The following is a 25,220-nucleotide window of genomic DNA, read 5'->3' on the forward strand; positions in this document are numbered from 1 at the left end:
CGTACATGGAGTCGGCCAGCGCGTGGGAGTCCGGCTGCCTGCGAACCGCCCGCTGTCGCGCGGCTGCCGGCGGCGCGGGAACGGCTCGCGGGGTTCCGCACCGCGCTGACGCGGGTGGGCATCGGCGAGAAATCCTGGGCGGCAGGCGACTTCACGCGAGCCACCGCCCCGCAGGACGTGATGCTGATCGGCTCCGACGACAGCGCGGCTGCCGAGGTGCGCCAGCCACGGCTGTCGACGGCCCGTCAGCCGGTGGCCAAATTGCGTCCGAGATGGCCCGGACCGTACTGCGGCAGGTCGAGGAGCCCCCGCGAACCCCCATCGTCGGCAATCTTCCGCCCGGAGCCGATGGACCGGGAAACGGCATAGAGACGTGGTGTACGTACGGACGCACCGAGCCACCACCAGCTCGCCGGCCCCCTGTCGTCACCTCCTGAACGCTTGCCGGGCCTCATCGCGAAACCATCGACACGCAACTCGCCACACCCAGGCGCCGAATCCCGACCTACCAGCCCCAACCCGGCACACCCCCACCCCGATCGTGCACTCTCCCTTGACGCCCCCTTCCGGCTGGCGCCACTATCCCCACGCAAGAGAGCGCTCTCTTGCGTACAAGCCTTCGTTCCTTGAACCCGAGCGAACCGGCGGACCGGTAGATCGCGAACCCTTGACACCCCCCACCCCTCCCCCAGGCACATCTCGCTCAACGAGCCCACGGTCGAACGAGCCGACGACCCAGGAGACTTGTCATGTCCCTATCCCCCTCACGCCGAAGAATCATCGCCACAGCGGCCGCCGCCCTCCCCGCCGCCGCCCTCCCCGCCGTCGGCCTGGCCACCGGAGCCGGGACGGCGTCAGCGGCGTCCGCGCTGCCGGGCGGCGGCGACCTCGGGCCGAACGTGATCGTCTTCGATCCCGCCACCCCGGGCATCCAGGCCAAGCTGGACGAGATCTTCAAGCGGCAGGAGTCGGACCAGTTCGGCCGCGGCCGCTACGCACTGCTCTTCAAGCCGGGTACGTATCACGGGCTCAATGCCCAACTCGGGTTCTACACCTCGGTGATGGGTTTGGGCCTGTCGCCCGACGACACGCTCATCAACGGTGATGTGACGGTCGACGCCGGCTGGTTCGGCGGCAACGCCACCCAGAACTTCTGGCGCTCGGCGGAGAACCTCGCGCTGAACCCGGTCAGCGGCACCAACCGCTTCGCCGTCTCCCAGGCGTCGCCGTTCCGCCGCATGCACGTCAAGGGGAATCTGAACCTCGCGCCGGACGGCTACGGCTGGGCCAGCGGCGGGTACATCGCCGACTGCCGGATCGACGGCACCGTGCAGCCGTACTCCCAGCAGCAGTGGTACACCCGTGACAGTGCCGTCGGCGGCTGGCTCAACGGCGTGTGGAACATGGTCTTCTCCGGTGTCGAGGGCGCCCCCGCCCAGTCCTTCCCCGACCCGCCGTACACGACGCTGCCGACCACGCCGGTCTCCCGCGAGAAACCGTTCCTGTACCTGGACGGCGGGGAGTACAAGGTGTTCCTGCCCGCGCTGCGCACCGGTGCCCGCGGTACGAGCTGGGGCCGCGGCACGCCGCAGGGCACCTCGCTCCCGCTGAGCCGGTTCTACGTGGTCAAGGAGGGGGCGACCGCGGCGACCGTCAACGCCGCCGTCGCCCAAGGGCTGCACCTGCTGTTCACGCCCGGCGTCTATCGCGTCGACCGGCCGATCGACATCACGCGGCCCGGCACCGTGGTGCTCGGCCTCGGCTACCCGACGATCGTCCCGGACGGCGGGGTGAGCGCGCTGCGGGTCGCCGACGTGGACGGCGTACGGCTCGCCGGTCTGCTCGTCGACGCCGGGCCGCGGAACTCCGAGGTGCTGGTGGAGATCGGCCCGCCGGGCGCGTCCGCCGGGCATGCCGCCGACCCGATCACGGTGCAGGACGTGTTCGTCCGCATCGGCGGCGCGGGCGCCGGGAAGGCCACCACCAGCCTGGTGGTCAACAGCAACCACACGATCATCGACCACACCTGGATCTGGCGGGCCGACCACGGCGACGGGGTCGGCTGGGAGACCAACCGGGCCGACTACGGGGTGGTCGTCAACGGCGACGACGTACTGGCCACCGGGCTGTTCGTGGAACATTTCAACAAGTACGACGTGCAGTGGAACGGCGAGCGCGGCCGTACGGTCTTCTTCCAGAACGAGAAGGCGTACGACGCGCCCGATCAGGCGGCCGTCCAGGACGGGTCCGTCCGCGGCTTCGCCGCCTACAAGGTCGCCGCTTCCGTCACCGCGCACGAGGGCTGGGGCCTGGGCAGCTACTGCTACTACAAGGACGCGCCGGCGATCGTCCAGGACCACGGTTTCGCCGCGCCGCGCCGGCCCGGGGTGACATTCCACGATCTCCTCGTGGTCTCCCTCGGCGGCAAGGGCCAGTACGCCCACGTCATCAACGACCACGGCGCGCCCACCTCGGGCACGGACACCGTCCCGTCGAAGGTCGTCTCGTACCCCTGATCCGGTCCGTGCCGTTCGGTGGCGCGGTCTGCCTCCCGTACGGCCGTAGACCATCCGGAGCGCGTGCGGAATGTCCGTGTTTGCCAGTGTTCGTTGCGGGTAGTCAGCGGACCGCAGATGATCTTCGAAGCCCTTGGAGGCACGGCATATGAGCGATCAGACACCGTCACAGGCGGAAGGTGAACGGGACGACGACCAGGAGACCGCGGCCCGGCGGGGCACCTCCCGGGGCCGCGAGGACACGCCCCGTTCCACCCCGTCCCAGGCGGAGGGCGAGCGGGAGGAGGAGACGGGACAGGACAAGAGCTGAGACCGGCCGGCTCCGCACGGGCCGCATGGGCGGCGGTGCGCGGGATACTCGCGCGTGGCGCACGGTACGGTCCGGCGCGGGAAGGAGCCCTGGTGAACGCGCCGGAAGAGGCCCACGGCACCGGTCCGGTTCCGGGCCCGTACCCACCGCCGCCCTGGCACCTGAAGGGCCACCTGTGGGGCGGCCTGTTCCCCGCCGAGTCGGTGCCGGCCCCGCCCCCGGACCTCTCGCGCCTGCTGCCGCGCACCCTGGCCGTCTTCCTCATCCGGTACCGCGCGGGAACCCTCCGCTACGACGAGCTGATCGTCGGCACGCCCGTGCGCCGCGGCCGGCGGGCCGGTCTGTACATCCAGTGGATCTGGGTGGACGACGAGCGCTCGCTGTGGGGCGGCCGTCGTATCTGGGGCGTGCCCAAGCGGCTGGCCGAGTTCCGCTGGGACGGCTCGCGCGTCCGCGTCACCGACGGCGAAGGGCCGGTTGCCGTACTGGACGTGACGACGAAGCTGCCGCCGCTTCCCCGCGTCCCCCTGCCGATGACCGGTTTCGGGTTCCTCGACGGGGCGCGGACGGTGGCCACCGCACGGTTCAGCGCCCGGCCGGCGGCCGCCTCCCTGCGGGTCGTCGAGTGGTCGGCGCGGCTGCCCGCGCTCCGTCGCGCCGATGCCCGTATCCGCTTCGCCGCGACCTGGTTCGACATGCTCATGCCTGCCCCGGCACGGTGTCCGGCACCGGCCGCCGACTGACGCCCCGTCACGGGCAGACCGGTGATCGGCTGCCCGATGGGGCCTGTGATGCGCAAGAGGGGGAACAAGCCACACGTGGCTGAAGTTACCGACCCTCTGCTGGACCTCGTACGGCGGCGCCGTGAGCCGGTGGTCGTCCAGACCGTCCGGTCGACCGTGGCCGCCGTGCTCGCCTATGTCGTCGCCCTGGTGCTGAGCAGCGAGCCGGCACCGCTGACCGCCCCGCTCACCGCGCTGCTGGTCGTCCAGGTCACGCTGTACGCGACGCTCACCACCGGGATGCGCCGGGTCAACGCGGTGGTGGTGGGCGTGCTGATCGCCATCGGGTTCAGCGCACTGGTGGGGCTGACCTGGTGGAGTCTGGGCCTGATCATTCTCGCCGCGCTGGTGATCGGCCGTTTCGTACGGGCCGGTGAGTTCGTGCCGGAGGTGGCGATCAGCGCCATGCTGGTGCTGGGCGTGACCCGGGTGGCCGAGACGGCCTGGGACCGGGTGCTGGAGACGCTGATCGGCGCCGGCGTCGGGCTGCTCTTCAACGTCCTGTTCGTCCCGCCGGTGTGGGTGCAGCCCGCCAGCGCGGCCATCGAGGATCTGGCGGGCCGGATGCGGCGGCTGCTCGTGTGCCTCGGGGACGAGGTCGGCGGGCACATCCCCGTATCGGAGGCCGCGGCCCGGCTGCACGAGGCGCGCCGCCTGGACCACGACATCGTGCAGGTGGACGCCGCGCTCCGGCAGGCGGAGGACAGTTTGCGGCTCAACCCCCGGGTCAAGGAGGGCACGCTGTACCGCGTCGTGCTGCGCACCGGCCTGGACACCCTGGAGATCTCCGCGGTGGTGCTCCGTACGCTGTGCCGCACGCTGACCGATCTGGCCAAGGCGCGGACGCGGGAGCACCTGTTCGCGCCGCACATCGCCGCCGCCCTGCACGAGGTGTTCCGGCACATGGCCCGCGCGGTCGAGAGCTTCGCCGTGCTGATCACCACGCAGGTCGGCGCCAACGCCGAGGAGGCCGAGGCCCGGCTCGCCGAAGAACTGGCCCGCAGCCGCGCGAGCCGCGACGTGGTCGCGCACCTGCTCTTGGACGGTGTGCAGGAGCATCCGCGCCAGTGGCAGCTGCACGGTGCGCTGCTGGCCGAGATCGACCGCATCCTGGACGAGCTGGACGTGGAGAAGCGCTCCCAGCGGCTGATCGAGGAGCTGGACCGGGAATCGCGTGAGCAGCGCGAGAAGTACCGGCTGGTGGACCGGCTCCGGGGCCGGATAAACGTCACCCGCACGAGCGATCGCACCGCGAAGCCGCAGGGGCCGGTGCCGTAACGGCGTAACGCCCGCGTCCGGGGTCCGGCCATGGCGTGGGCATGCCTCGGCTCCGGCCCGGGCTCTCAGTCCCCGACCCGTACGCCGTACTCCCGCACCCACATGTCGAACTCGACGAGCCGTTCCAGGACGGCGCGGGCGCTCCATGGACCGCCGATCCCGTACGCGCCCTCCGGCCGGGCCAGGAGCCGGCGGACGCCGTCCGCGCTCACCAGGCTCAGCACCGGCGCGTCCGGGGTGAGGAGGTCCGCGACCTTGCGGCGCAGGGCGCGTTCATAGCTGAGGTCCTGGGTGGAGGGGTAGGGGCTCTTCTTGCGGTCGAGGACCGAGTCCGGGAGCAGGCCGCGCATCGCGGCGCGCAGCAGGCTCTTCTCCCGGCCGTCGAAGTTCTTCATGGCCCACGGGGTGTTGTAGACGTACTCCACCAGGCGGTGGTCGGTGAAGGGGACCCGTACCTCCAGGCTCACCGCCATGCTGATGCGGTCCTTGCGGTCCAGCAGGAAGTTCTCCCAGCGGGTGAGGTTGAGGTAGGTGATCTCGCGCATCCGGGCCTCGTGTCCGGTCTCGCCGGGCAGCCGCGCCACCTCGGCCAGCGCCTCGGCGTAGCGCCGTTCGATGTACGCGCCGAGGTCGAGGGTGTCCCACAGGCCCAGTTCGCGCAGGGCGCCGATGCCGCCCGCCTGCTCGAACGGGTGGTGCCAGGGGAAGCTGTCGAGGGCGACGGCCTCCGGGTCGTGGAACCAGGTGTAGCCGCCGAAGAGCTCGTCCGACGCCTCGCCGGACAGGGCCACCGTCATCCGTTCCTTGAGCGCCCGGCACAGCAGGAACAGGGAGTACTCCATGTCGCCGGTGGACACCGGCAGGTCCTGGGCGCGCAGTACGGCGCCGCGGACCTTCGGGTCGAGGATGTCCTCGTTGTCCAGTTCCACGATGATGTGCTCGGCGCCGACGTGGTTGGCCACCTCGATCGCGAAGGGGGTGTCCGGGTCCTCCCACTGCACATTGGACCGGAAGCGTTCCTGGTGGCCGGTGAAGTCGACGGAGAACGCGCGGACCGGTTCCGGGACGCCGCGCCGGGCCCGGGACGCGGCGGCGAGCGCGGTGACGGCGCTGGAGTCCAGGCCGCCGGAGAGCAGGGTGCCCACGGTGACGTCGGCGAAGAGCTGGCGCTCGACGGTGTCCTCCAGGAGCGAGCGGACGGTGGCCACGGTGGTGTCGAGGTCGTCGGTGTGCGGACGGGCCGTCAGTTTCCAGTAGGCGCGTACGCCGTTCCCGTCCCGGGTGAATGTCCGTACGGTGCCGGGCAGCACCTCGTGCATACCGCGGAACACGCCGTGGCCCGGCGTTTTGACGATGCTGAAGATTTCGCGCAGCCCTTCCGCGTCCACGGCCGCTTCGGTCGCGTCGTGGGCGAGGATCGCCTTCGGCTCGGAGCCGAAGAGCACGCCGTCGGGGGTCGGCCAGTAATAGAGGGGTTTGACGCCCATGCGGTCCCGGACCAGCAGCAGGGTTTCGGAGCGCGGGTCCCACAGCGCGAAGGCGTAGATTCCGTTCAGGCGCTCGGCGAAATTCTCTCCCCACTCCAGATAGGCGCGGAGCACGACTTCCGTGTCGCTGGACGTGCGGAAGGCGTGGCCGAGCGCGCGCAACTCCTCGCGCAGTTCGCGGAAGTTGTAGACCTCCCCGGTGTAGGTGATGACCGGCGACGGCCCGGTGTCTTCGTCGCCCGCCGCGGTCATCGGCTGGCGCCCGCCTTCGATATCGATGATCGCGAGCCTGCGGTGGCCGAGCAGCGCGTGTTCCGACACCCAGATTCCACCGGCGTCGGGTCCTCGGCAGACCATGGTTGCGGTCATCGCCCGCGCGGTATCCGTATACGCGGTGAGGTCACGCGCGAAACTCACCCATCCGGCCAGACCGCACATGGAAACCACACGCCTTCATCAGGAAGGTGCGGGCCGGCTGCGGGCGTCCTCGCACTTTCCTACAAGTGCCTGCGCCAATTCTATCCGCCCTGCCGCCGGCCGTCCCGGCGGGAAATTCCGACCTCGTTTCCGCCGCGGAGCAGCCAGGGCAAAGACGGGAAAAATAACCTTCGAAGCCGGCCAACCGGCGAAAGAAGAACACCGCGGGCGACAGCGGCGGGAGGAATCCGGGGAGATGCCGCTCGCTGTTCACCCTCGGTCCGGACGTGGCCGCCATGGCGGACGCACACCCTCCTCGGCATGGCGCTGTTCGCAGCGCGGCCGTACATCGTCCACCGGTCCCGCGGGCGGCCGGTGGGAGGACCTCCCGTCCGCGCGGGGTCCGGGCGCGGACGAGAGAAGGACCACAATGCCGTACGCGGGCGATGAGGGCCGTTCGACCGGGTGCGGAGTGGGTACACCGGTCAGATGAGGTTTTTCATCCCGATTGGTGCGGGACGTCCCCCTGGGGCGTACCGCCCCGGCACCCGGCGGGCGCCGGGAGTCGCGCACCGTACGGCTACTGCTCCAACAGCCCTTTGCGCAGATGTTCCAGGGTCCGGGAGAGCAGCCGCGAGACGTGCATCTGGGAGATGCCCAGTTCGGCGCCGATCTGTGCCTGCGTCATCTCCTGGACGAAGCGCATCTCGATGATGCGGCGCCGGCGGTCGTCCAGCTCGTGCAGGAGCGGGGCGAGGGCGTTGAGGTTCTCGACGAGCTCCATGCCGGGGTCGTCGCCGCCCATGACGTCGGCGATGGCGCGGCTCTCGCCGCCCGCGCCGGGGCCGTCGGCGGGGGTGTCCAGCGAGCCCGCCGTGTAGCCGTTGCTGGCGGCGATCGCGTCGACGACCTCGTCCTCGCCGATCTCCAGCCGGGCGGCCAGCTCGGGCACGGTGGGTTCGCGGCCCAGGGACCCGGCGAGCTGCTCGCCCGCCCGGGACAGCTCGACCCGCAGCTCCTGGACCCGGCGGGGCACGTGCACGGCCCAGGTGGAGTCGCGGAAGAAGCGCTTGATCTCGCCGACGATGTACGGGACGGCGAAGGTGGAGAACTCCACCTCGCGTTCCAGGTCGAACCGGTCGATGGCCTTGATCAGTCCGATCGTGCCGACCTGGATGATGTCCTCGGAGTGCCCCTGGTCCTGGCCCCGGCCGCGGAAGCGGGAGGCGGCGAAGCGGACCAGTGAGAGATTCATCTCGATGAGGGTGTTGCGTGCGTACTGGTACTCGGCCGTTCCCTCTTCCAGCGTGGCGAGCCGGGCGAGGAAGAGCTTCGAGAGCTCCCGGGCGTCCCGGGGCGCCACCTTGGTCGCATCGCGGACCTGCGGCAGCTCGGGCGCCCGCCGCTCCGGCGCCGCCGCCTCCGGTCCCGCTGCACACCCTTGTACGGCAAGCATGGTCACGTCTTCACCCTTCACGGTACGTACGGTCAGGTGCACCTGCCCGACTCTTAGGTGTTCAACCCTTGCCAGTGGGAAACAGTTGCCCATACGGCCGGAGAAGCACCGGCCGGCGTGCGGCCGCGGTGGTCCGGCCTTCAGGCCCTCACCCGCGCTCGGTAACATTTGCCGGACGGCAACTGAAGATCGCGTGCGGTTGAGTACGCACCGCACGAGCAGCACATCACGCGCGCTTGTGCTCCAGCCAATCACCAAGAAAGGACCGTGGGTTGAGTTCCACCGAGGCCGCGGCACGCGAGCGTGTCATCGGCGCGCTGCGCGCAGAATCCGACACCGTCTCCGACCGCTGGGTACAGCTCCAGCTCGCCCAGGAGGAGTTGCGCGACATAGTGAGCGAGGGCGAACTGCGCGAGGAGGCCGACATCTTGCTCGGCGCCCTCCTGCAGGGCCTGGAGAGTGACGTTCCGGCGAACCGCGTGGTGGCCACCGACCGGTCGCTGCGCCGGACCGTGACCGATCTCTCCATGCGCCGGGCGCGGGCCGGCGCCATGCCGACCGTCACCTCGCTGGCCGTCCTCTCCCTCAAGGAGGCGCTCCTGGAGGCGGTGCAGCGGCAGACCCGGGACACCGAAGAGCTGTTCACCGCCGCCGTGCTGATCAACCGGCTGCTGGACGCGGCCGGCGCGCTCTCCTTCGAGACGTACGTGGAGGGCCGCGAGGAGATCATCCGCCGGCAGAGCCGCCAGCTCCTGGAGGTCTCCACCCCCGTCGTCCGGCTGTGGCGGCAGGTCCTGGCCGTGCCCCTGATCGGCACCCTGGACACCACCCGCACCCAGGTGGTGATGGAGAACCTGCTGGAGGCCATCCAGGAGCACGAGGCCCTGGTCGCCATCATCGACATCACGGGCGTGCCGACCGTGGACACCGCGGTCGCCCAGCACCTGATGCAGACCGTCAACGCGGTCCGGCTGATGGGCGCGGACTGTGTGATCAGCGGCATCCGGCCGTCCATCGCGCAGACCATCGCCCAGCTCGGCATCGACCTGTCCACCATCCTGACCCGCGCCACCCTCGCCGACGCGCTGGCCGCCGCCGTCAAGCTCACCGACGAGGCCGCGCACCGGCCGTCCAGCGGCGTGCGGGAGAACCCGTGAACGCCCGGCCCACCCCGGGCGTGCCCATCCTCAGGCTGGGCGACGTCCTGGTGACGGGGCTGCTCAACGAGCTGGACGACGCCACGGTGGTGGCCTTCACCGAGGAGCTGACCACCCGCATCACGGCCGACCGGGCCCGCGGCGTGCTCATCGACATCTCGCGTCTGGAGATCATCGACTCCTTCGTGGCGCGGACGCTGATGGAACTGACCACCATGGCGCGCCTGCTGGGCGCCCGGGTGATCGTCGCGGGTATGCGGCCCCCGGTGGCCATGACCCTGGCCGAACTGGGGCTGCGCCTGGCCGGTGTGGAGACCGCCCTGAACGCGGAGCACGGCATGGCGGCCCTGGGCTGGCACCAGAGTCCCCGTCCCTCAGGAGAGGTACCGCATGAAGGGACCCGGTGAATACGGCGGTACCGGCCGCGCCGGTACCACGACCCTCGACGGCGGGGACCCCGAGCGGTCCGCGACGGTGCTCACCGTACGAACCGAACAGGACCTGCTCGCGATCCGGCACGCGGTGCGCGACGCCACCCTCCGGGTGGGCTTCAGCATCGTCGACCAGACCCGGGTGGTCACGGCCGCCAGCGAGCTGGCCCGCAACGCCTACGTCCACGGAGGTGGCGGCACGATACGGATCGAGTACCCGACCCGGCCCGGCGCGGTGGGCCTGCGGCTGACGGTCGACGACGCCGGACCCGGCATCGCCGACATCGACGCGGCGCTCACCGACGGGTACACCACCGGCACGGGGCTCGGGCACGGGCTGGGGGGCGCGCAGCGCCTGATGGACGAGTTCGAGATCCGTACCCGGGAGGGCGGCGGTACGACGGTGACCGCGACCCGGTGGGCCGACCGTTGACCCTGCCCCCCGCCGCGTACCCGTCGGCGTACATCCCCGTCGACCACTACAGCGCCGTGCACCTGGCCGCACAGGCCGCGCGGTCGGTGGCGCGGCGCTGCGGGCTCCAGGGGGCGCTGCCCGACCAGGCCGCGGTGATCGCGTCCGAGCTGGGCAGCAACCTCGCCAAGCACGCGGTGGACGGGGCGCTGTACGTCCAGGAGCTGCCGCTGGGGAGAGGAGTGGAGATCATCGCCGCGGACCGCGGGCCGGGCATGCCGGAGCTGCAGCGCTGCCTGGCCGACGGGTACACGACGACCGAGACGCTCGGCGCCGGGATGGGCGGCGTGAACCGCATAGCCACCAGCTTCACCGTCCGTACCCACGAGCCGGGCGGCACGGTGGCCTGTGCCCGGCTCACGCCGCCCGAGGACGCCGGGACCGCGCGCCGGGCGGTCGGCGCGGTCTGCGTGCCCGCCGAGCGGGAGGAGGTCAGCGGCGACGCCTGCGCCGCGACCGAGACCGAGCGGGGGCTGACCGCGATCGTGGTGGACGGGCTCGGGCACGGCCCGCAGGCGTCCGAGGCGGCGCAGATCGCGCTGCGCACCTTCGCCAGGGCGTCCGACCAGCCGCTGCCCGGGCTGCTGACCACCGTCCACCGCGCGCTGCGCCGCAGCCGGGGCGCGGCCGTCGGGCTGCTGCGGCTGCACGCCGGGCGCGCCCAGTACTGCGGCATCGGCAACGTGCGGTGTCTGACGCTGACGCAGCAGGACATCCAGCACCGCCTGACCGGCCAGCCGGGGGTGGCGGGGCTGGAGATACCGCGGCCGCTGGTCCGCGACATCCCGTGGGAGCCGCACCTCACCGCCCTGCTGCACACCGACGGCATCGACCACCGCTGGGCGTACAGCCCGGACCCGTTCCTCGTGCGTCTGCCCGCGCCGCTGCTGGCCACGGCCCTCGTGCACGGCCACCGCCGCAGCCGGGACGACGCGACCGTCCTCGCCGCCAACCTCCACCAGAGACTTTCGTGAGACGTCACACCTTCCACGCGCTGCCGGCGCTGCGCCACGCCGTGCGCCGGCTGGGCGCGGCCAACGCCCTGCCCGTCGAGACCCGGGCGCGCCTCGTGCTGTCCGTGAGCACGCTGGCCGACCCGGTGCTCCGGGCCGGCTACGGGGTCACGCTGGAGTCGGCCCGTACCCGTACGAAGGACCGTTCCTCCGCGGGCGGTTCCCTGGCCGTCACGCTGCGCACCCCTGCCCCGGTGCTCGCGCCGCCGGCCGGGGCCGAACTCCCGCTGCCCGCCCAGGTGTCGTCCGACGCGGCCACCTGGCATGTACCGCTGCCGGCCGGGACGCCGGAGATCCGGATTCCCGCGGGGCGGCAGCCGGACGACACGACGACGGGCGGCAGCGGGCGGCTGCGCGGTCCCGGCGGCACGCCGGCGGGCGCGTCCGGCGGCGACGGGGACGGCGCGGTGTCGGACCCGGTGATGGAGAACCGGCTGCTGGAGGAGGAGCTGCGGGTCGCGCTGGCCCGGGTGGACTCCCTCGCCGCCGACCAGCGCCGTCTGACGCACGAACTGGCCGAGACCAATAGCGGTGTGCTGGCGCTGTACGTACAGCTGGAAGAGCGCGACGAGCAGCTGCGTACGGCGCACGGCCACATCCTGCGTGAGCTGGAGGACGCGCTGCGCCCGCCGCCGATCGCGGTGGACGGGCTGGAACTGGCCGTGCACTACGCGCCGGCCGGCACCGACGCGCCCACCGGCGGCGACTTCTACGACTGGTTCACGCTGCCGGACGGGACGGTCCACATCACCGTCGTCGACGCGCTGGGGCACGGTGTGCGCAGTACGCGCAGCGCGCTGAACGTCACGCACGCGGTCCGTACGCTGGCGCTGGAGGGGCATCCGCTGAAGTCCATCGTGGCCCGTACGGACGAGATCCTGGCGCCGCTGGACCCCGAGCTGATGGCCACGGTGCTGCTGGCGCGGATCGACCCGGTGAGCGGGGATCTGCGGCTCGCCAACGGCAGCCATCCGCCGGCCCTGGTCGTACGGGGCACGGGTGAGAAGGAGTATCTGGAGGTGCGCGGGCGCGGGGTGGGCTATCCCTTCCCCGGCAGTGAGCGGCTGCTGCACGCGAAGCTGGACGAGGGCGACCTGCTCGTTCTCTACACCGACGGGCTCACCGAGAGCCGGCGGGACCCCAGGGAGGGCGAGCAGCGCCTGGCCGAGAGCGCGCGGCGGCACCGGCACCGGCCCATCGGGGAGATCCCCGGCGCCATCGCCGAGGACATGCACACCGTCGTGCTGCACCCGGACGACACGCTGGCGCTGGCCGTCCGCCTGTCGCCGCGTCCACGCTGAGGCGCGCCGTCGCCGCGCTCACGCCGCGGTACGGCCCGTCCGGGCGACGACGGCGCTGACCGTCTTGCCCTGGGGGGTGGTCTCCACGGAGGTGGCCACGGCGAGGCGGCGGACCATCGGCCAGCCGAAGCCGCCGCCCTCGCCGCGCACGTCCGGGTTCCGCTCGCGGGGCGGGGCGGGGCTGGAATCGGCCACGCTCACCGTCACCGTGTCGGCGGCGGCCGTCAGGCTCAGGGTGCAGGTGGGGGTCCCGGTGTGCCGGACGGCGTTGGTGACGAGTTCGGAGACGATCAGGACCACGGCGTCCGAGGCGTCCCGGTCCAGCGGCGGGCCCAGCCCTTTCAGCAGGTCGCCGGCGACGTCCCGGGCGACTGCCGCCGCTTCGGGGCAGTTCTCCAGCGTCACCACCAGCGACGGCGCTGCGGAAACCCTGTCCGGTGCCGTGGCGCTGCTCATCGGGGCTCACCTCGTTTCCCGTTCGACCGTAAGGCGTACAAGTAGGCAGCTTTCCCGCCGGGCAACCGGGCAATCCCGCTGTCACATACGGAACGGCGAGTTCCCGATGGGGTGATAACCCGGCGGGCGGATTGCCGGTAACCGCCGCCGTACTCCCCGGGTACCCGCTCCGGCACGGGGTACAAGGGCAACTCCGGACCGCTCGCGGATACGGCCGGACGGCAATCCCGGCCGCGGGTGAATACGGCCGCCGCCGGTCGTCACCGCGCGTGTCCGGGCGTATTCGCTCCCGAGATCAAGGAGGTTCACCCCATGTCGTCCTCGCTGCTGGAGAGTGTGGACATCGAGGCGCCCGTCGCGGTGAGCTGGGCTCTGTGGTCGGACGTCACGCGGTGGCCGAGGTTCCTCAGCCACGTACGGCTGGTCGAGCGCCTGGACGACACGCATTTCGCCTGGCAGCTGTCGCTGCCGGGGGCGGACAAGAATTTCGTGGCGGAACTCACCGAGGTCAAACCCCACGAGCGCATCGCCTGGAAAACGACGGAGGGAGTCCATCACGCGGGAGTCGTCACCTTCCACCGGCTCAGTGACACATCAAGCCGTGTCACGCTGCAAATAGAGTACTCACCGGAAGGTTTCGTGGAGCATCTGGGGGCCCTGACGAACCTGGACTCCACCCTCGCCAACTACGACCTCGGGGAATTCCGGAAACTCGCGGAGACCGCCGCGGCCGGCTGAGGCGGCTACTCCCCCGCCGGCTCCGTGGCCACGCCGTCGGCCGCCGCCGCTTCCGTGACCGTGCCGTACAGCGGGAGCACCCCGTCCAGGCCGGTCAGCTCGAAGAGGCGGCGCAGGCCGGACGAGGGGGCGGCCAGGCGGAGCCGGGTGCCCAGGGCGGCGTGCTGTTGCAGGAGGACGTTGACCGTCGTGGAGTCCGCGAATTCCACCTCGGACAGGTCGACGACCACCGGCCGCGCCGCTCCGTCGCCGTCCCGGGGCGCGGTGCCCGCCTCGCGCAGGGCCGCTTCCAGCGGTGCGACGGTGTCGATGTCGAGCGGTCCGGTGACGGTGATCACCAAGGCGTCCCCGGCGCGCCGTCCTTCCCGTATCCGTACCTGTGTCGGCCGGTCTGCGCTGGGCTGTGGATGCACGGTGGTCCTCGGTCGGTGACGGGTCGGCGGCCCGGCCGGACTCCCGGTCCGGCCGGATGGAGTGATCAACAATAGAAGCGATTGTTGCCGTTTGACAATATTCCAGAAAGGCAACAATCTTGTCCCCGTCACTGCACAACACGGCTCTGCCCGGAGTGACTTCGGATCGAGAAGCGGGGCCTGGATGACTTCACGCAGTGTCCGCGCTGTCCGCACCGAGCGTGCGGCGGGCGGGGACCGTACGGCTGCCCCCTGCCGCGCGGTGCACGGCGGCCGCCCTGTGGAACGCCGCCAGGCCGGACGCCAGATCGGCGACCTGCGCCGGGTCCATGCGCGCCACGATGGCGGCGACCTCGCTCTTGCGGGCCGCCCGGTACTCCTCCAGGAAGGCGCGCCCGCGCAGACTCAGCCGCAGCTCGACCTCGCGCCGGCTCGTCGCGCTCGGACAGCGCTCCGCCAGGCCCATGGCCTCCAGGCGGTCGCACAGACGACTCACCGCGGGCGGACGCGAGCCGAGTGCGTCGGCGAGCGCCCGCAGGTTAGTACCCTCATGATCCTCGATCACCAGGAGAGCCCGCAGCTGGGACGGCGACACCTGCGCCGAGCGTGCCGTCTCCTGGCCACGACCCCACAGCACCTCCAGCAACTCGGAGGCGGCAAGGGTGGCCTCGGTCACCTGTTCGTGCTGCGACTGGCCGGGAAAACGGGACACACGACCACTCTGTCACCCTCCGGCCGCCCGCGTCAGCCCGGCCATGTCTGAATCCACCGAAATAAGAATGTTTGAGAGCCCGTGACCCTGAGCTGTGATGTGGAAAGAGCCGTTCGCGCGTCGGCACCGCACGCATTGGTGGACACGCTGCGCGAAGCACTCGCCGCGGCCTACGGAGCCACGTCCGTCCACCTGTTCCTCGCGGATTACGGGGGCACGATGCTCAGGCCCTTCGCCTCGCTCGGCGAGGACCCGCCCGGCGTGCTGTCCATCTCCAACAGCCCGCAGGGGCGTGCCTTCGGCAGCCAGGAGCCGCACGAGCGGCAGGTCCGGCAGGGTGGCGCCGTCGATCACCACCTGCCGGTGACGGTCCGCGGCGAACGGCTCGGCATCCTGACCGTACGGCTGCCCGCCGAGCGCAACGTGCCGGGCACCGCCGACGAGCTCGCGCACGCCGCCGACCTGCTCGGCCACGAGATCCTCGTCGCCGAGCGGGACACCGACGTCTACCAGCGGGCCCGCCGCACCAACCGGCTCACCCTGGCCGCCGAGATGCAGTGGCAGCTGCTGCCCGCGCGGGCCTGCGTGGCCGAGGAGTACGCCATCGGGGCGCAGCTCGAACCGGCCTACGCGATCCACGGCGACAACTACGACTGGGCGGCGGACGCGGACGAGCTGACCCTCGCCGTCACCAACGGCATGGGCACCGGCATCGAGGCGTCCCTGCTCACCCACCTCACGGTCAACGCGCTCCGCAACGCCCGCCGCGCCGGTATCGGCATCGCCGACCAGGCGGCCCTGGCCGACCAGGCCCTCTACGGGCAGTACCGCGGCTCCGCCTACGTCTCGACGCTGCTGCTGCGCTTCCAGCTCGCGACCGGCCGGGTGGAGGTCGTGGACGCGGGCTCCCCGCAGCTGTGGCGGCGCCGGGGCCGCACCATCGACCGGGTGCCGCTGGAGCCGCAGCTGCCGCTCGGCATGTTCGAGGAGACGCAGTACGTGGCGCAGGAATTCGAGGTGCTGCCCGGCGACCGGCTCCTGTTCGTCAGCGACGGTGTGTACGGGGCGGTCTCGCCGCCGGGCGAGGAGTACGGCGAGCACGCCCTCGCCCGCGCGATCCACGCCACCAGCCTGCTGCCCGCGGCGAGCGTGCCCCGCGCCGTGCTGCGCGACCTCGCCGAGTACCGGGACGCGGAGTCGATGGACGACGCGCTGGTGCTGTGCCTGGACTGGTTCGGGCGGCCGGAGAACCGGGAGCGGTAGGGCGTTCGTCCGACGGCCGGCGCGCGGGGGCGCCCTAGGTCAGGTGACCGCCTCGCAGGCCCCGGCCAGCGCGGTCACCTCGGCCCGCGCCGCGTCGAGCGAGGCGGCCGCCAGCGGCCGGAATCGCGCCAAATGCGGAACGAGATGAGCCAACGTCAGCTCGGCGCCGACGACCCGCACGGCGTCCTCCGCCACCCCGAGTTCGCGGAAGTACGCCCGCAGATACGGCGTCTGGAAGTCCCACCCCTCCCGCGGGGTACCCGGCCCGTACGCCCCGCCCCGGGAACTGATCACCACCACCCGCGCCCCCTTCAGCAGGCACTCCCCGGTCCCTGGATCGGTGAACGCCCCGGGGAAGGCCACCCGGTCCATCCACGCCTTCAGCGCGGCGGGCACCGAGAAGTTGTACATCGGCGCGCCGATGAGCACCGTGTCGGCCGCCAGCAGTTCGTCCACCAGCGGGCGGGTCAGCGCCCACGCCCGCCGCTCGGCCGGGCCTGCGATCAGCGCGTCCACGCCGTCCGGCGGGACGAGGCCGTGTTCCTCCACGCGCCGGCCGAGCGAGCAGTAGGCGGTGTCCAGCGGGGGTACGGGGTCGGCGGCCAGGTCCCGGTGGCGGTATCCGGCCGCCGTGCCGTGCGCGGCGCGCCAGGTCTCGGCGAACAAGGCGGTCAGCCGCCTGCTGACCGACCTGCCGGAGCGGTCGGCGCTGGAATCCAGGTGCAGCAAGGACGTCATCGGGTTCTCCTGTCACTTCTCGCGCGGTGTGTCCGTCCTTACCCGTGACGGAGCGGAACGAGGAAAGGTGACCGGTGAACGCGCGCGACGGACTGGCGGAACGTTTCGAGGAACAGCGGGACCGGCTGCGGGCCGTCGCCCACCGGATGCTCCGCTCCCCGGAGGAGGCCGACGACGCCGTACAGGAGGCGTGGCTGCGGCTGAGCCGGGTGGACGCGGACGCGGTGGACAACCTGGACGGCTGGCTGCGGACGGTGGTGACGCGCATCTGCCTCGACGTGCTGCGTACGCGTACCTCGCGGCGGGAGGACCTGGCGGAGCTGCGGACCTTCGACGAGGTCCCGGTCCGGGCGGAGGGGCCCGAGGCGACCGCGCTGCTGACCGACTCCGTCAGCCGGGCGCTGCTGGTGGTACTGGACCGGCTGAACCCTGCCGAACGCGTCGCGCTCGTCCTGCACGACATGTACGCCGTGCCGTTCCACGAGATCGCCCCCCTCGTGGAGCGCACCCCGGTCGCCACGAAGAAGCTCGCCAGCCGGGCGCGCCAGAAGGTACGGGGCACGCCCGCCGTCCCGCCGGCCGACCTGGCCCGGCACCGCCGCGTCGTCACGGCGTTCCTGACGGCCGCCCGCGCCGGTGACCTCCCGGCGGTCCTCGCCCTGCTGGCCCCCGATGTCGTACGCCGCGCCGACCCCGCCGTCCTGCCCCCGGGGGTCGCGCCCGAACTCCGCGGCGCCCGGGCCGTGGCCGAGGGCACCCTGCTCTTCGCCCACCGCGCCCGCGAGGCCGAACCGGCCCTCGTCAACGGCGCCGTCGGCCTCCTCGTCGCGCCCCGGGGCCGCCTGCGCATCGCGCTGACCTTCACCGTCGAGGACGGCCTGATCACCGGCTACGAGGTGATCGCCGCTCCGGCGCGGCTGCGGAGGCTGGAGATCGGGGTGCTCGACTGACTGCGGAGCCTGGCTCCAGACCATCTCCGCGGAATTGGCCATGTTGTCCGGGCCCGCCTCCGTACAGACTCACCACCCGTCACTCCCACACCAAGCGCACATGGAGGCAACGGGCATGGAACACGCGCACCGGGGCGGCGGCGACCGGCCGAAGATCGCGATCATGGACGCCGGGATCGGGCTGCTCGCGGCCGCCTCCGCGGTACGCCGGCTGCGTCCCGACGCCGACCTCGTCCTCTCCTCGGACCCCGACGGCATGCCCTGGGGGCCGCGCACTCCGCAGGACATCACCGCCCGCGCGCTCGCCGTCGGCGAGGCCGCGGCGGCACGGCGCCCGCACGCGCTGGTCGTCGCCTGCAACACCGCGACCGTCCACGCGCTGCCCGCCCTGCGGGCCCGCTTCGAGCCGGAACTGCCGGTCGTCGGCACGGTCCCGGCGATCAAACCGGCGGCCGTGGGCGGCGGGCCCCTCGCCGTCTGGGCCACGCCCGCCACCACCGGCAGCCCGTACCAGCGCTCGCTGATCCGGCGGTTCGCCGAGGGCGCGGCGGTCACCGAGGTGCCGTGCCCCGGGCTCTCCGACGCGGTGGAGCAGGGTGACGAGGACGCCATCGGTCTCGCGATCGCCGCCGCCGCGCGGCGCACCCCGGCCGGGGTCGGGAGCGTCGTCTCGGCTGTACCCACTACGAACTCGTCGCCGAGCGCATCCGTGCCGCGCTGCCACGCCCCGGCCTGCTGCCCCTCGTTCTGCACGGCTCGGCCCACGCGGTCGCCGCCCAGGCCCTCCGCCGCACCGGCCACCCGCCCGCGCCCCACTCCCCTGCCGACGGCACCCTGACCGTCCTCCTCAGCGGACGCGAGGCGGCCCTCCCGGACCCGGCGCTCATTTATGCGGAGGGCCGGCTTCTGCTGCGGGGGCTCGAGCGGGCTCGGGTGCGGCGGAGGCCGGTCCGGCCGGCCGCCGCGGCAGCAGGAAAGGAGTCGTCAGGATGAGGGCGCCGGCGAGGGCCATGGCGGTGCGGGTGCCGGCGAGGGCGGCCAGCAGGCCCCACAGGGCGGTCAGGGCCGCGGTGGTGAGTTTTCCGGTCGCCGACCAGGCGGAGAGGGTACGGGCGACGCGGTCCGGCGCAGTGAGGTCCAGCCGGTGGGCGGCGAGCAGCGGGTTGAAGACGCCGATGCAGACGATCATCGCGAACTCGACGGCCATGACGAGCAGCAGCCCGGACACACCGGGATGGACGAAGGCCAGGCCGATCAGCCAGCAGGCCCGCAGCGTCCCGGCCGTGCGCAGGACCCGGTGCTGCCCGAAGCGCGCGACGAGCGGACCGGCCAGGCGCGAGCCGAGCAGACCGCCGAGGCAGGGCACCGCGAAGGCGAGGGCGTACTGCCAGGGCGGGAAGCCGAGGGGGCCGAGCATGAGGACGGCGGCCAGTGGCGCTGTCGCCATGATCAGGCCGTTGACCAGGACGGAGTTGAGGAACAGCGGGCGCAGGACGGGGTGGGCGAGGATGTGCCGCCAGCCCTCCAGGAGTCCGGCGGCGCGTGCCGTCGGCGGCGCCCCCTCCCGTACCGGACGCGGTTCCCCGCCGCCGATCGCCCGGATGCCGGCGGCCGACAGCAGATAGCTGACCGCGTCGGCCAGTACGGTCGTCACCGGCCCCAACAGCCCGGCCGCGGCGCCGCCGAGCGGCAGACCGAGCACGGTGGAGGTCCACTGCGTGGCCTCGAACCGCCCGTTCGCGACGATCAGGTCCGGCGGCCCGACGAGGGCCTTCAGGCAGGCGCCGGCGGCCGCGTTGAAGGTGATGTCGGCCGCGGCGATCACCATGGACACGACCAGCAGCTGGACGAAGCCGAGCCGCCCGAGCAGGTACGCGGCGGGGATGCTCAGCAGCAGCCCGCACCGGACCAGATCCATCGCGATCATCACGGGCCGCTTGCGCCGGAACTCCACCCACGGGCCGAGCGGCACCGCCAGCACGGCCCCCACCGCGGGCCCGACCGCGGCGAGCGCCGACACCTCGGCGGGTCCGGCGTGCAGCACCAGGACCGCGATCAGCGCGAACGCGTCGAAGGCGAGCGAGGTCCCGAACGTACTGACCGCGTACGCCGCCCACAGCCACCCGAAGGACCGCCCCAGCGACCGTTTGGCCCCCATGTCCCGCCCTGCACCTTTCCTCGTGTCCACCTGCGCGACGGATCGTCGGGCGGACACATCACAGCGGGCGGGCGGGGCGGAAGCAAACAACCGTGGGTGACCGCAGCGACAACCGGTGGTTGTGTGCGCTCCCCTAGAGTGCTCCCCGTGGATCTCCATGCCGTACGCACCGTCGTCGCCGTCGCGGACTCCGGGCAGTTCCGGGAAGCCGCCGCCCAGCTGTCGATCACCCAGCAGGCCGTCTCCAAGCGCATCGCCGCGCTGGAGAAGGACCTCGGGGTACGGCTCTTCGACCGCACGGCGCGCGGGGCGCGGCTCACCATCGACGGGCAGGCGTTCCTGCCGCACGCCCGTGAGCTGCTGCGCGCCGAGGAGCGGGCGGCCGCCTCCGTACGGCCGGGGAGCCGGGCGCTGCGCGTGGACGTGATCGGGCGCCGGCTCGCACCGGCCGACCTGGTGCGCGACTTCCACCGCGCGTACCCGGACACCGCACTCGACGTGGTGACCCTCTTCGACGCCGACGCGGCGCTCGCCGCCGTACGGTCCGGCACGATCGACGCGTCGTTCCGCGCCGTGACCGCACCCGCGCGGCAGCTGCCCGACGGCATCGAGGCGGTACGGGTCCACGACGAGCCCGTGCAGCTCGTCACCGGGCCCGCCCACCCGCTGGCCGGCGCGCGTGCGGTCGCACCCGGCGGGCTCGCCGGGCACCGGATCTGGATGCCGGGCATCGTCACCGGCACCGAGTGGGCGGCCTACTACGACGACCTCGCCGCCGCGTTCGGGTTCACCATCGAGGTGACGGGCCCCGACTTCGGCACCGAACCGCTCCTGGACACCATCGCCGACTCCCCGGGCATCGCGACCCTCGTCGGCGCGTGGACGCGGTTCGCCTGGCCCGCCGAGCACGATCTGCGGCGCGTGCCCCTGCACCACCCGACGCCGGTCTACCCGCACTCCCTCATCTGGCACCGCGACAACCCGCACCCCGCACTGGCCGCGCTCCGCGACCATCTGCGCGGCCGGTACACGGCGCCCACCGCGCGTTCGGGAGAGCCGGGCGACGAGGTGTGGACGCCGGAGTGGGCGGAGTGACCGGGTAAGGGGTACGGCTCGTCGGGAGCCGACCAGGGGATCACTTCACCGGACGGGACAAACAACTCCCGCTGCTCCGGGCGGCGTTCGCGCTGCCTTCATCTACCGCTCGGCTCAACGGGCGCGTCAGTACGAGCCGTTCACGATCCGTACGAGCACCGGACACGTTACCTACTGGTAAGCCGTCACACACGCCCCCCAGACTCCCCCTGCTTTCCCCTTCAACCACCCTCCCGACATGAAGGAGCCCCTTCGTGGCCACCTCCCGCAGCGTCCGGTCGGCGACGCTCGCCCTCGCCACGGCACTCGCCGCGCTCGCCGTCGCGGCCGTCCCCTTCCCGGCCGGGGCCGCCCCGTCCGCGCCGCCCGCCGTCACCCCGCGGGCCGAGACACCGGCCCTGCACGACGACGCGGCCGGGGGCGAGGCCGACGCCGACGACCCGGCGATCTGGCGCAACGCCGCCGACCCGGGCCGCAGTCTGGTGATCGCCACCGCGAAGAAGGGCGGCCTGCGGGTCTACGACCTCGACGCGCGCGAGGTGCAGTCGCTGCCCGCGCCCGCCGCGCCCGGCCCCGGGCACGCCGCCGGACGGTTCAACAACGTCGACCTGGTGTCCGGGCAGCGCCTGTCGTCGGGCCGCGCCGACCTCGCGGTGGTCAGCGACCGCGGCAACGACCGGCTGCGCTTCTACCGGATCGACCGGGACCGCGCGGGCGGCCCGCTCACCGACGTGACCGACCCCGCGGCCCCGCCGGTCTTCTCCGCCTCCCAGCAGGAGATCGACGAGCAGCGCACCGCCTACGGGCTGGCCACCTGGACCGACCAGACCACCGGCCGCTCGTACGCCCTGGTCAGCCGCCGCGAGCGGACCACCCTCGCCCTCCTGGAACTCATCCCGGGCGCGGGCGGCACGGTCGGCTACCGCAAGATCCGCACCCTGGACCTGCCCTCCTCCTTCCGCCTGCCCAACGGCAAGAAGTGGTCCCCCTGCGCCGAGCCCGGTGAACTCCCCCAGGTCGAGGGCATGGTGGTCGATCCCCACAACGGCACGCTGTACGCGGGGCAGGAGGACGTCGGCATCTGGCGGCTGCCTGCCGACCTGACCGGCACGCCGAAGCTGATCGACAAGGTCCGCGAGTACGGCGTACCGGCCACCTACGACGAGGCGGCCGGGAAGTGCGTCGCGGGCGCCGACCCCGGCTACGGCGGCAAGCGGCTGACGGCCGACGTCGAGGGCCTGACGCTCGTCGAGGAGTCCAAGGGCGACGGCTATCTGCTGGCGTCCAGCCAGGGTGACAACACCTTCGTCGCCTACGACCGCGAGATATCCGACGACAACGAGTACGAGGGCGGCTTCCGCGTCGCCCCCGCCTCGCCGGCCCTGGACGGCTCGGAGGAGTGCGACGGCGCCGCCGCGCTGAAGGCGCCGCTGGGCGCCAAGTACCCGAAGGGGCTGCTGGTCGTGCAGGACGGGCACGACGCGCCCGGGGACCCGCAGCGCCCCTCCACGAACTTCAAGTTCGTGGACCTGAGGGACGTGCTGAAGGCCGTGGACGGCTGATCCGCGGGCCGCGCGGCCCGGTTCGTACACCTGCTCTCACCCGCGGCGGATGACGCGGGCCGCGCCGGGCGGCGCTGCGATGCGGCCATGGCTGGACACCGCGCCACCGAAGGCCCGCTGGGCGCCGCCCTGTTGCTCGGGCCGCGGCTGGCCCTGGGCGCCGTGGCCGCCGTGGGTACGGTGGCGGCCACGGCGGCCGTACGGGTCGCGGACGGCATCGGCGGCGCCCGGCGCGCCGTGCTGCGGCGGCTGGTCGCCGCGGTCGTCGGCCAGCTCGACCTGGAGGCCCTGGTGGCCCGGGTGGACGTGAACAAGGTGGCGGAGCGCATCGATGTCGACCGGGTCGCCGACCGCGTGGACGTGGCGCGGATCGCGCGGCGCGTGGACGTCGACGCCGTACTGGACCGGATCGATCTGGCCGGATACGCGCGGCAGGTGCTCGAAGAGATCGACGTCGGCGCGATCGTCCGGGACACCGGCGGCGACCTGACCGGCGAGGCGCTGGGCGCCGTACGGCTGCGCGGTGCGCGGGCGGACCGGCTGGTGGACGCCGTCACCGACCGGCTGCTGCGCCGGACTCCTTCGTGACGCGGCCCTCCGCCGCGGACGGCCCGGCCCGGCTCCAGGGCCGGGCCGCGGGGCTGGTGTCCCGTACCCTGGCGGCTGTCGCCGACATCTTCGTGGTGCTCGGCATCGCCGTACTGGCCGATCTGTTCGCCGGTGCCGTCCGCTTCCTCGTGCTCGGTCCGCCGTTCGCCCCGCCGAAGCTCTCCGACTGGCTCACCGGGCTTCTCGGCTTTGCCCTCACCGTCGGCTATCTGGCGGCGAGTTGGACGGTGACCGGCCAGACCATCGGGGCCCGGCTGATGGGGCTGCGCGTGGTCCGCCGGCGGGGTCGGCCGCTCGGCGCCGGCCGCGCCCTGCTGCGGGCCGTGCTGTGCGTCGTCTTTCCGCTGGGGCTGTTCTGGACACCGCTCAGCAGGCGCGACGCGTCCGTCGCCGATCTCCTCGTGCGCAGTGCGGTGGTGTACGACTGGTACGGCGGACGCTCCCACGGCGGCACGGACGGTCAGCGGCCACTGCCCTGACCGGCCACGGCCCGCTGCCGGGGCAGCAGTGTGGCGGCCACGAGGCCGCCGCATCCGATGACCGCCAGCACGATCAGCGCGGCGGCGTACGAGCCGACGGCCAGGTCGGCGACGAGGATGGTGCCGGCGATCGCCGTACCGAGCGAGGAACCGAGGTTGGACACGCTGCGCGACAGGCCGGAGATCTCCCCCTGCTGCTCCTCGGGGAAGCTGGACTGCACCACGTTCACGGACGGGGTGAGCATCACGCCGAGGCCCAGGCCGATCAGGAGCAGCCCGGGGGTGCTCGCCCAGGCGCTCTGCGCCCCGCCCGCCAGGGCGAGGAGCGTGCCGATGCCGCCTACCGTCACGACGAAGCCGGTCGTCACGAGGGTCCTCGGGGTGCGCCGCTGCGCGAAGCGCTCGGCGGCGAGCGAGGACGCGAGGAGGCCGACGGTGGCCGCCGTGAAGATCACTCCGGTCTGGATCGCGTTGTAGCCGCGGACGACCTGGAAGTAGGCGGACACCACGAACGAGATCCCCATCAGGACCATCCACTGGAGGCACTGCGTCACCAGGCCGAGGTTGGACGTGCGGTCGCGGAACAGGCCCGTCGACAGCAGCGGTTCGGCGCCGGCGCGCTCCTTGGCCCGTATCCAGCGGAAGAACCAGGCCAGCACGGCGGCCCCGAGCACCAGCAGCCCGGCCATCAGCCAGCCGTTGTCGTCGGCGGCGAGGATGCCGGCGACGACGAGCGTCAGGCCGACGGCGGACAGGACCGCCCCGCCGGTGTCGAAGGAACGGCCGGGCTCCGGGGGCAGCGGGTCGGGGATCCGGCGGCTCAGGACGACGATCACCGCGATGACCAGCGCCTGGAAGACGAAGGCGGCGCGCCAGCTCAGCCCCGAGGTGATCAGCCCGCCGATCAGCGGCCCGGCGGCCGCGCCGATGCCGCCCATCGCCATGATCGCGCCGAACGCGCGGGCGCGGGCGGCGGTGTCCGTGAAGTACAGCGTGGTGAGGATGTAGACCGGCGGGATGAGCAGGGCCGTGCCGATGCCTTCGAGGAGGGAGTTGCCGAGAATCAGGACGCCGAGGCCGGGCGCCGCCGCGCTGAGCAGGGCGCCGACGCCGTAGACGGCCAGGCCCGCCACCAGGCACCGCTTGCGGCCGAAGCGGTCGGTCAGCTTGCCGCCGGGGATCATCAGCGCGGCCATGACCAGCAGGAAGACGGTGATCGCGAGCTGCACCCCCTGCACGGTGGTGTCGAGGTCCTCGCTGATGTCGTTGATCATCACGTTCATGTTGGAGCCGGCGAAGCTGCAGATGAACTGGGCGAGCGCCAGCGGCACCAGCACATGCCGCGGTGGGCCCGGCGCGCTGCCACTGATCCCCGGTCCGGGCGGTACGGCCATCGTCTCGCCTCCGATCGCTGGTCGCCCGGCGTA

At 72.5% G+C, this 25,220-nt stretch carries 24 protein-coding genes and 1 pseudogene; 17 read left to right on the top strand and 8 right to left on the bottom strand.

The window, feature by feature from the left end; translation table 11 throughout:
• Nucleotides 1-749 precede the first annotated feature (749 nt).
• From ADK86_RS35465 to ADK86_RS35475, 4 genes are all read left to right on the top strand, one after another.
• Nucleotides 750-2,516 carry a hypothetical protein gene (locus ADK86_RS35465; RefSeq protein ID WP_053700307.1) on the top strand — a complete coding sequence of 589 codons (1,767 nt, stop codon included), beginning with the start codon at nt 750-752 and terminating at the stop codon, nt 2,514-2,516.
• 148 nt (nt 2,517-2,664) lie between these two features.
• Nucleotides 2,665-2,826, top strand: coding sequence for a hypothetical protein (locus tag ADK86_RS44025; protein ID WP_199834533.1), 162 nt, complete (start codon nt 2,665-2,667; stop codon nt 2,824-2,826).
• 92 nt (nt 2,827-2,918) lie between these two features.
• Nucleotides 2,919-3,569 carry an acetoacetate decarboxylase family protein gene (locus tag ADK86_RS35470; protein ID WP_053700308.1) on the top strand — a complete coding sequence of 217 codons (651 nt, stop codon included), beginning with the start codon at nt 2,919-2,921 and terminating at the stop codon, nt 3,567-3,569.
• 48 nt (nt 3,570-3,617) lie between these two features.
• Nucleotides 3,618-4,886, top strand: a complete 1,269-nt coding sequence (locus ADK86_RS35475) for an FUSC family protein (protein ID WP_420718902.1) — start codon at nt 3,618-3,620, stop codon at nt 4,884-4,886.
• 65 nt (nt 4,887-4,951) lie between these two features.
• Here ADK86_RS35475 and asnB read toward each other — a convergent pair whose 3' ends face one another.
• A complete protein-coding gene (asnB, locus tag ADK86_RS35480; protein ID WP_053700310.1) occupies nt 4,952-6,811 on the bottom strand; it encodes an asparagine synthase (glutamine-hydrolyzing) in 1,860 nt (619 codons plus the stop codon).
• A 559-nt stretch (nt 6,812-7,370) separates the two neighbouring features.
• On the bottom strand, nt 7,371-8,246 hold the full coding sequence (locus ADK86_RS35485) for an RNA polymerase sigma factor SigF (RefSeq protein ID WP_053700371.1): 876 nt from the start codon (nt 8,244-8,246) through the stop codon (nt 7,371-7,373).
• A 272-nt stretch (nt 8,247-8,518) separates the two neighbouring features.
• On the opposite strand from ADK86_RS35485, the gene ADK86_RS35490 reads away from it, so the two are divergent.
• The 5 genes from ADK86_RS35490 to ADK86_RS35510 are packed head-to-tail and all read left to right on the top strand — an operon-like array spanning nt 8,519 to nt 12,620.
• Complete coding sequence (locus ADK86_RS35490; RefSeq protein WP_053700311.1) at nt 8,519-9,403, top strand: STAS domain-containing protein; 885 nt, start codon at nt 8,519-8,521, stop codon at nt 9,401-9,403.
• Nucleotides 9,400-9,810 (top strand): STAS domain-containing protein, encoded by a 411-nt coding sequence (locus ADK86_RS35495; protein ID WP_030673120.1) that lies wholly within the window; start codon nt 9,400-9,402, stop codon nt 9,808-9,810. The genes ADK86_RS35490 and ADK86_RS35495 overlap by 4 nt, the downstream gene beginning before the upstream one ends.
• Entirely contained in the window at nt 9,794-10,267 is a 474-nt protein-coding gene (locus tag ADK86_RS35500; RefSeq protein ID WP_107088644.1) for an ATP-binding protein, read from the top strand. Before ADK86_RS35495 ends, ADK86_RS35500 begins: the two co-directional genes overlap by 17 nt.
• Nucleotides 10,264-11,280, top strand: a complete 1,017-nt coding sequence (locus tag ADK86_RS35505; RefSeq protein ID WP_063789161.1) for a SpoIIE family protein phosphatase — start codon at nt 10,264-10,266, stop codon at nt 11,278-11,280. Before ADK86_RS35500 ends, ADK86_RS35505 begins: the two co-directional genes overlap by 4 nt.
• Nucleotides 11,277-12,620 carry a PP2C family protein-serine/threonine phosphatase gene (locus tag ADK86_RS35510; RefSeq protein WP_053700313.1) on the top strand — a complete coding sequence of 448 codons (1,344 nt, stop codon included), beginning with the start codon at nt 11,277-11,279 and terminating at the stop codon, nt 12,618-12,620. Before ADK86_RS35505 ends, ADK86_RS35510 begins: the two co-directional genes overlap by 4 nt.
• Before the next feature lie 18 nt (nt 12,621-12,638).
• Here ADK86_RS35510 and ADK86_RS35515 read toward each other — a convergent pair whose 3' ends face one another.
• Entirely contained in the window at nt 12,639-13,076 is a 438-nt protein-coding gene (locus tag ADK86_RS35515; RefSeq protein ID WP_078952479.1) for an ATP-binding protein, read from the bottom strand.
• 312 nt (nt 13,077-13,388) lie between these two features.
• Here ADK86_RS35515 and ADK86_RS35520 point away from each other — a divergent pair, with 312 nt between their 5' ends.
• Nucleotides 13,389-13,814 (top strand): SRPBCC family protein, encoded by a 426-nt coding sequence (locus ADK86_RS35520; protein WP_030594452.1) that lies wholly within the window; start codon nt 13,389-13,391, stop codon nt 13,812-13,814.
• 5 nt (nt 13,815-13,819) lie between these two features.
• On the opposite strand, the gene ADK86_RS35525 is transcribed toward ADK86_RS35520, so the two are convergent.
• Together ADK86_RS35525 and ADK86_RS35530 are read right to left on the bottom strand one after the other, a co-directional pair.
• Complete coding sequence (locus ADK86_RS35525) at nt 13,820-14,185, bottom strand: STAS domain-containing protein (RefSeq protein WP_107088645.1); 366 nt, start codon at nt 14,183-14,185, stop codon at nt 13,820-13,822.
• Between the two features lie 232 nt (nt 14,186-14,417).
• Entirely contained in the window at nt 14,418-14,939 is a 522-nt protein-coding gene (locus ADK86_RS35530) for a MarR family winged helix-turn-helix transcriptional regulator (RefSeq protein WP_199834534.1), read from the bottom strand.
• Between the two features lie 138 nt (nt 14,940-15,077).
• Between ADK86_RS35530 and ADK86_RS35535 the strand changes: the two genes are divergently transcribed.
• The gene (locus ADK86_RS35535; protein ID WP_234346251.1) at nt 15,078-16,202 is read left to right on the top strand and encodes a PP2C family protein-serine/threonine phosphatase; all 1,125 of its coding nucleotides are present in this window, start codon (nt 15,078-15,080) and stop codon (nt 16,200-16,202) included.
• 39 nt (nt 16,203-16,241) lie between these two features.
• On the opposite strand, the gene ADK86_RS35540 is transcribed toward ADK86_RS35535, so the two are convergent.
• On the bottom strand, nt 16,242-16,940 hold the full coding sequence (locus ADK86_RS35540; RefSeq protein WP_053700316.1) for an FMN-dependent NADH-azoreductase: 699 nt from the start codon (nt 16,938-16,940) through the stop codon (nt 16,242-16,244).
• A gap of 74 nt (nt 16,941-17,014) precedes the next feature.
• Between ADK86_RS35540 and ADK86_RS35545 the strand changes: the two genes are divergently transcribed.
• A complete protein-coding gene (locus ADK86_RS35545; protein ID WP_053700317.1) occupies nt 17,015-17,890 on the top strand; it encodes a sigma-70 family RNA polymerase sigma factor in 876 nt (291 codons plus the stop codon).
• Between the two features lie 163 nt (nt 17,891-18,053).
• Nucleotides 18,054-18,883: pseudogene (locus ADK86_RS35550) on the top strand (glutamate racemase).
• On the opposite strand, the gene ADK86_RS35555 reads toward ADK86_RS35550, so the two are convergent.
• Nucleotides 18,774-20,048, bottom strand: coding sequence for an MFS transporter (locus ADK86_RS35555; RefSeq protein ID WP_053700318.1), 1,275 nt, complete (start codon nt 20,046-20,048; stop codon nt 18,774-18,776). The pseudogene ADK86_RS35550 and the gene ADK86_RS35555 overlap by 110 nt on opposite strands.
• Before the next feature lie 147 nt (nt 20,049-20,195).
• Here ADK86_RS35555 and ADK86_RS35560 point away from each other — a divergent pair, with 147 nt between their 5' ends.
• The 4 genes from ADK86_RS35560 (at nt 20,196) to ADK86_RS35575 (ending at nt 23,793) form a co-directional block, all read left to right on the top strand.
• A complete protein-coding gene (locus ADK86_RS35560) occupies nt 20,196-21,143 on the top strand; it encodes a LysR family transcriptional regulator (protein ID WP_053700319.1) in 948 nt (315 codons plus the stop codon).
• Between the two features lie 254 nt (nt 21,144-21,397).
• Entirely contained in the window at nt 21,398-22,705 is a 1,308-nt protein-coding gene (locus ADK86_RS35565; RefSeq protein ID WP_053700320.1) for a phytase, read from the top strand.
• A gap of 87 nt (nt 22,706-22,792) precedes the next feature.
• A complete protein-coding gene (locus ADK86_RS35570; RefSeq protein ID WP_053700321.1) occupies nt 22,793-23,293 on the top strand; it encodes a hypothetical protein in 501 nt (166 codons plus the stop codon).
• Nucleotides 23,290-23,793, top strand: a complete 504-nt coding sequence (locus ADK86_RS35575; protein ID WP_053700322.1) for an RDD family protein — start codon at nt 23,290-23,292, stop codon at nt 23,791-23,793. Before ADK86_RS35570 ends, ADK86_RS35575 begins: the two co-directional genes overlap by 4 nt.
• Here the strand turns inward: ADK86_RS35575 and ADK86_RS35580 are convergent.
• Nucleotides 23,775-25,187, bottom strand: coding sequence for an MFS transporter (locus tag ADK86_RS35580; protein WP_053700323.1), 1,413 nt, complete (start codon nt 25,185-25,187; stop codon nt 23,775-23,777). The two genes, ADK86_RS35575 and ADK86_RS35580, sit on opposite strands and share 19 nt — an antisense overlap.
• Between the last annotated feature and the right edge of the window lie 33 nt (nt 25,188-25,220).

The sequence above is a fragment of the Streptomyces sp. NRRL F-5755 genome (assembly GCF_001279365.1).
GTDB classification, from domain to species: Bacteria; Actinomycetota; Actinomycetes; order Streptomycetales; family Streptomycetaceae; genus Streptomyces; species Streptomyces rimosus.

Bases quoted from the DNA above. Each gene is read 5' to 3' on its own strand.
- ADK86_RS35465 (WP_053700307.1), top strand. From the start codon at position 750: ATGTCCCTATCCCCCTCACGCCGAAGAATCATCGCCACAGCGGCCGCC.
- ADK86_RS44025 (WP_199834533.1), top strand. From the start codon at position 2,665: ATGAGCGATCAGACACCGTCACAGGCGGAAGGTGAACGGGACGACGAC.
- ADK86_RS35475 (WP_420718902.1), top strand. From the start codon at position 3,618: ATGCGCAAGAGGGGGAACAAGCCACACGTGGCTGAAGTTACCGACCCT.
- asnB (WP_053700310.1), bottom strand. From the start codon at position 6,811: ATGTGCGGTCTGGCCGGATGGGTGAGTTTCGCGCGTGACCTCACCGCG.
- ADK86_RS35485 (WP_053700371.1), bottom strand. From the start codon at position 8,246: ATGCTTGCCGTACAAGGGTGTGCAGCGGGACCGGAGGCGGCGGCGCCG.
- ADK86_RS35500 (WP_107088644.1), top strand. From the start codon at position 9,794: ATGAAGGGACCCGGTGAATACGGCGGTACCGGCCGCGCCGGTACCACG.
- ADK86_RS35515 (WP_078952479.1), bottom strand. From the start codon at position 13,076: ATGAGCAGCGCCACGGCACCGGACAGGGTTTCCGCAGCGCCGTCGCTG.
- ADK86_RS35520 (WP_030594452.1), top strand. From the start codon at position 13,389: ATGTCGTCCTCGCTGCTGGAGAGTGTGGACATCGAGGCGCCCGTCGCG.
- ADK86_RS35540 (WP_053700316.1), bottom strand. From the start codon at position 16,940: ATGACGTCCTTGCTGCACCTGGATTCCAGCGCCGACCGCTCCGGCAGG.
- ADK86_RS35555 (WP_053700318.1), bottom strand. From the start codon at position 20,048: ATGGGGGCCAAACGGTCGCTGGGGCGGTCCTTCGGGTGGCTGTGGGCG.
- ADK86_RS35570 (WP_053700321.1), top strand. From the start codon at position 22,793: ATGGCTGGACACCGCGCCACCGAAGGCCCGCTGGGCGCCGCCCTGTTG.
- ADK86_RS35580 (WP_053700323.1), bottom strand. From the start codon at position 25,187: ATGGCCGTACCGCCCGGACCGGGGATCAGTGGCAGCGCGCCGGGCCCA.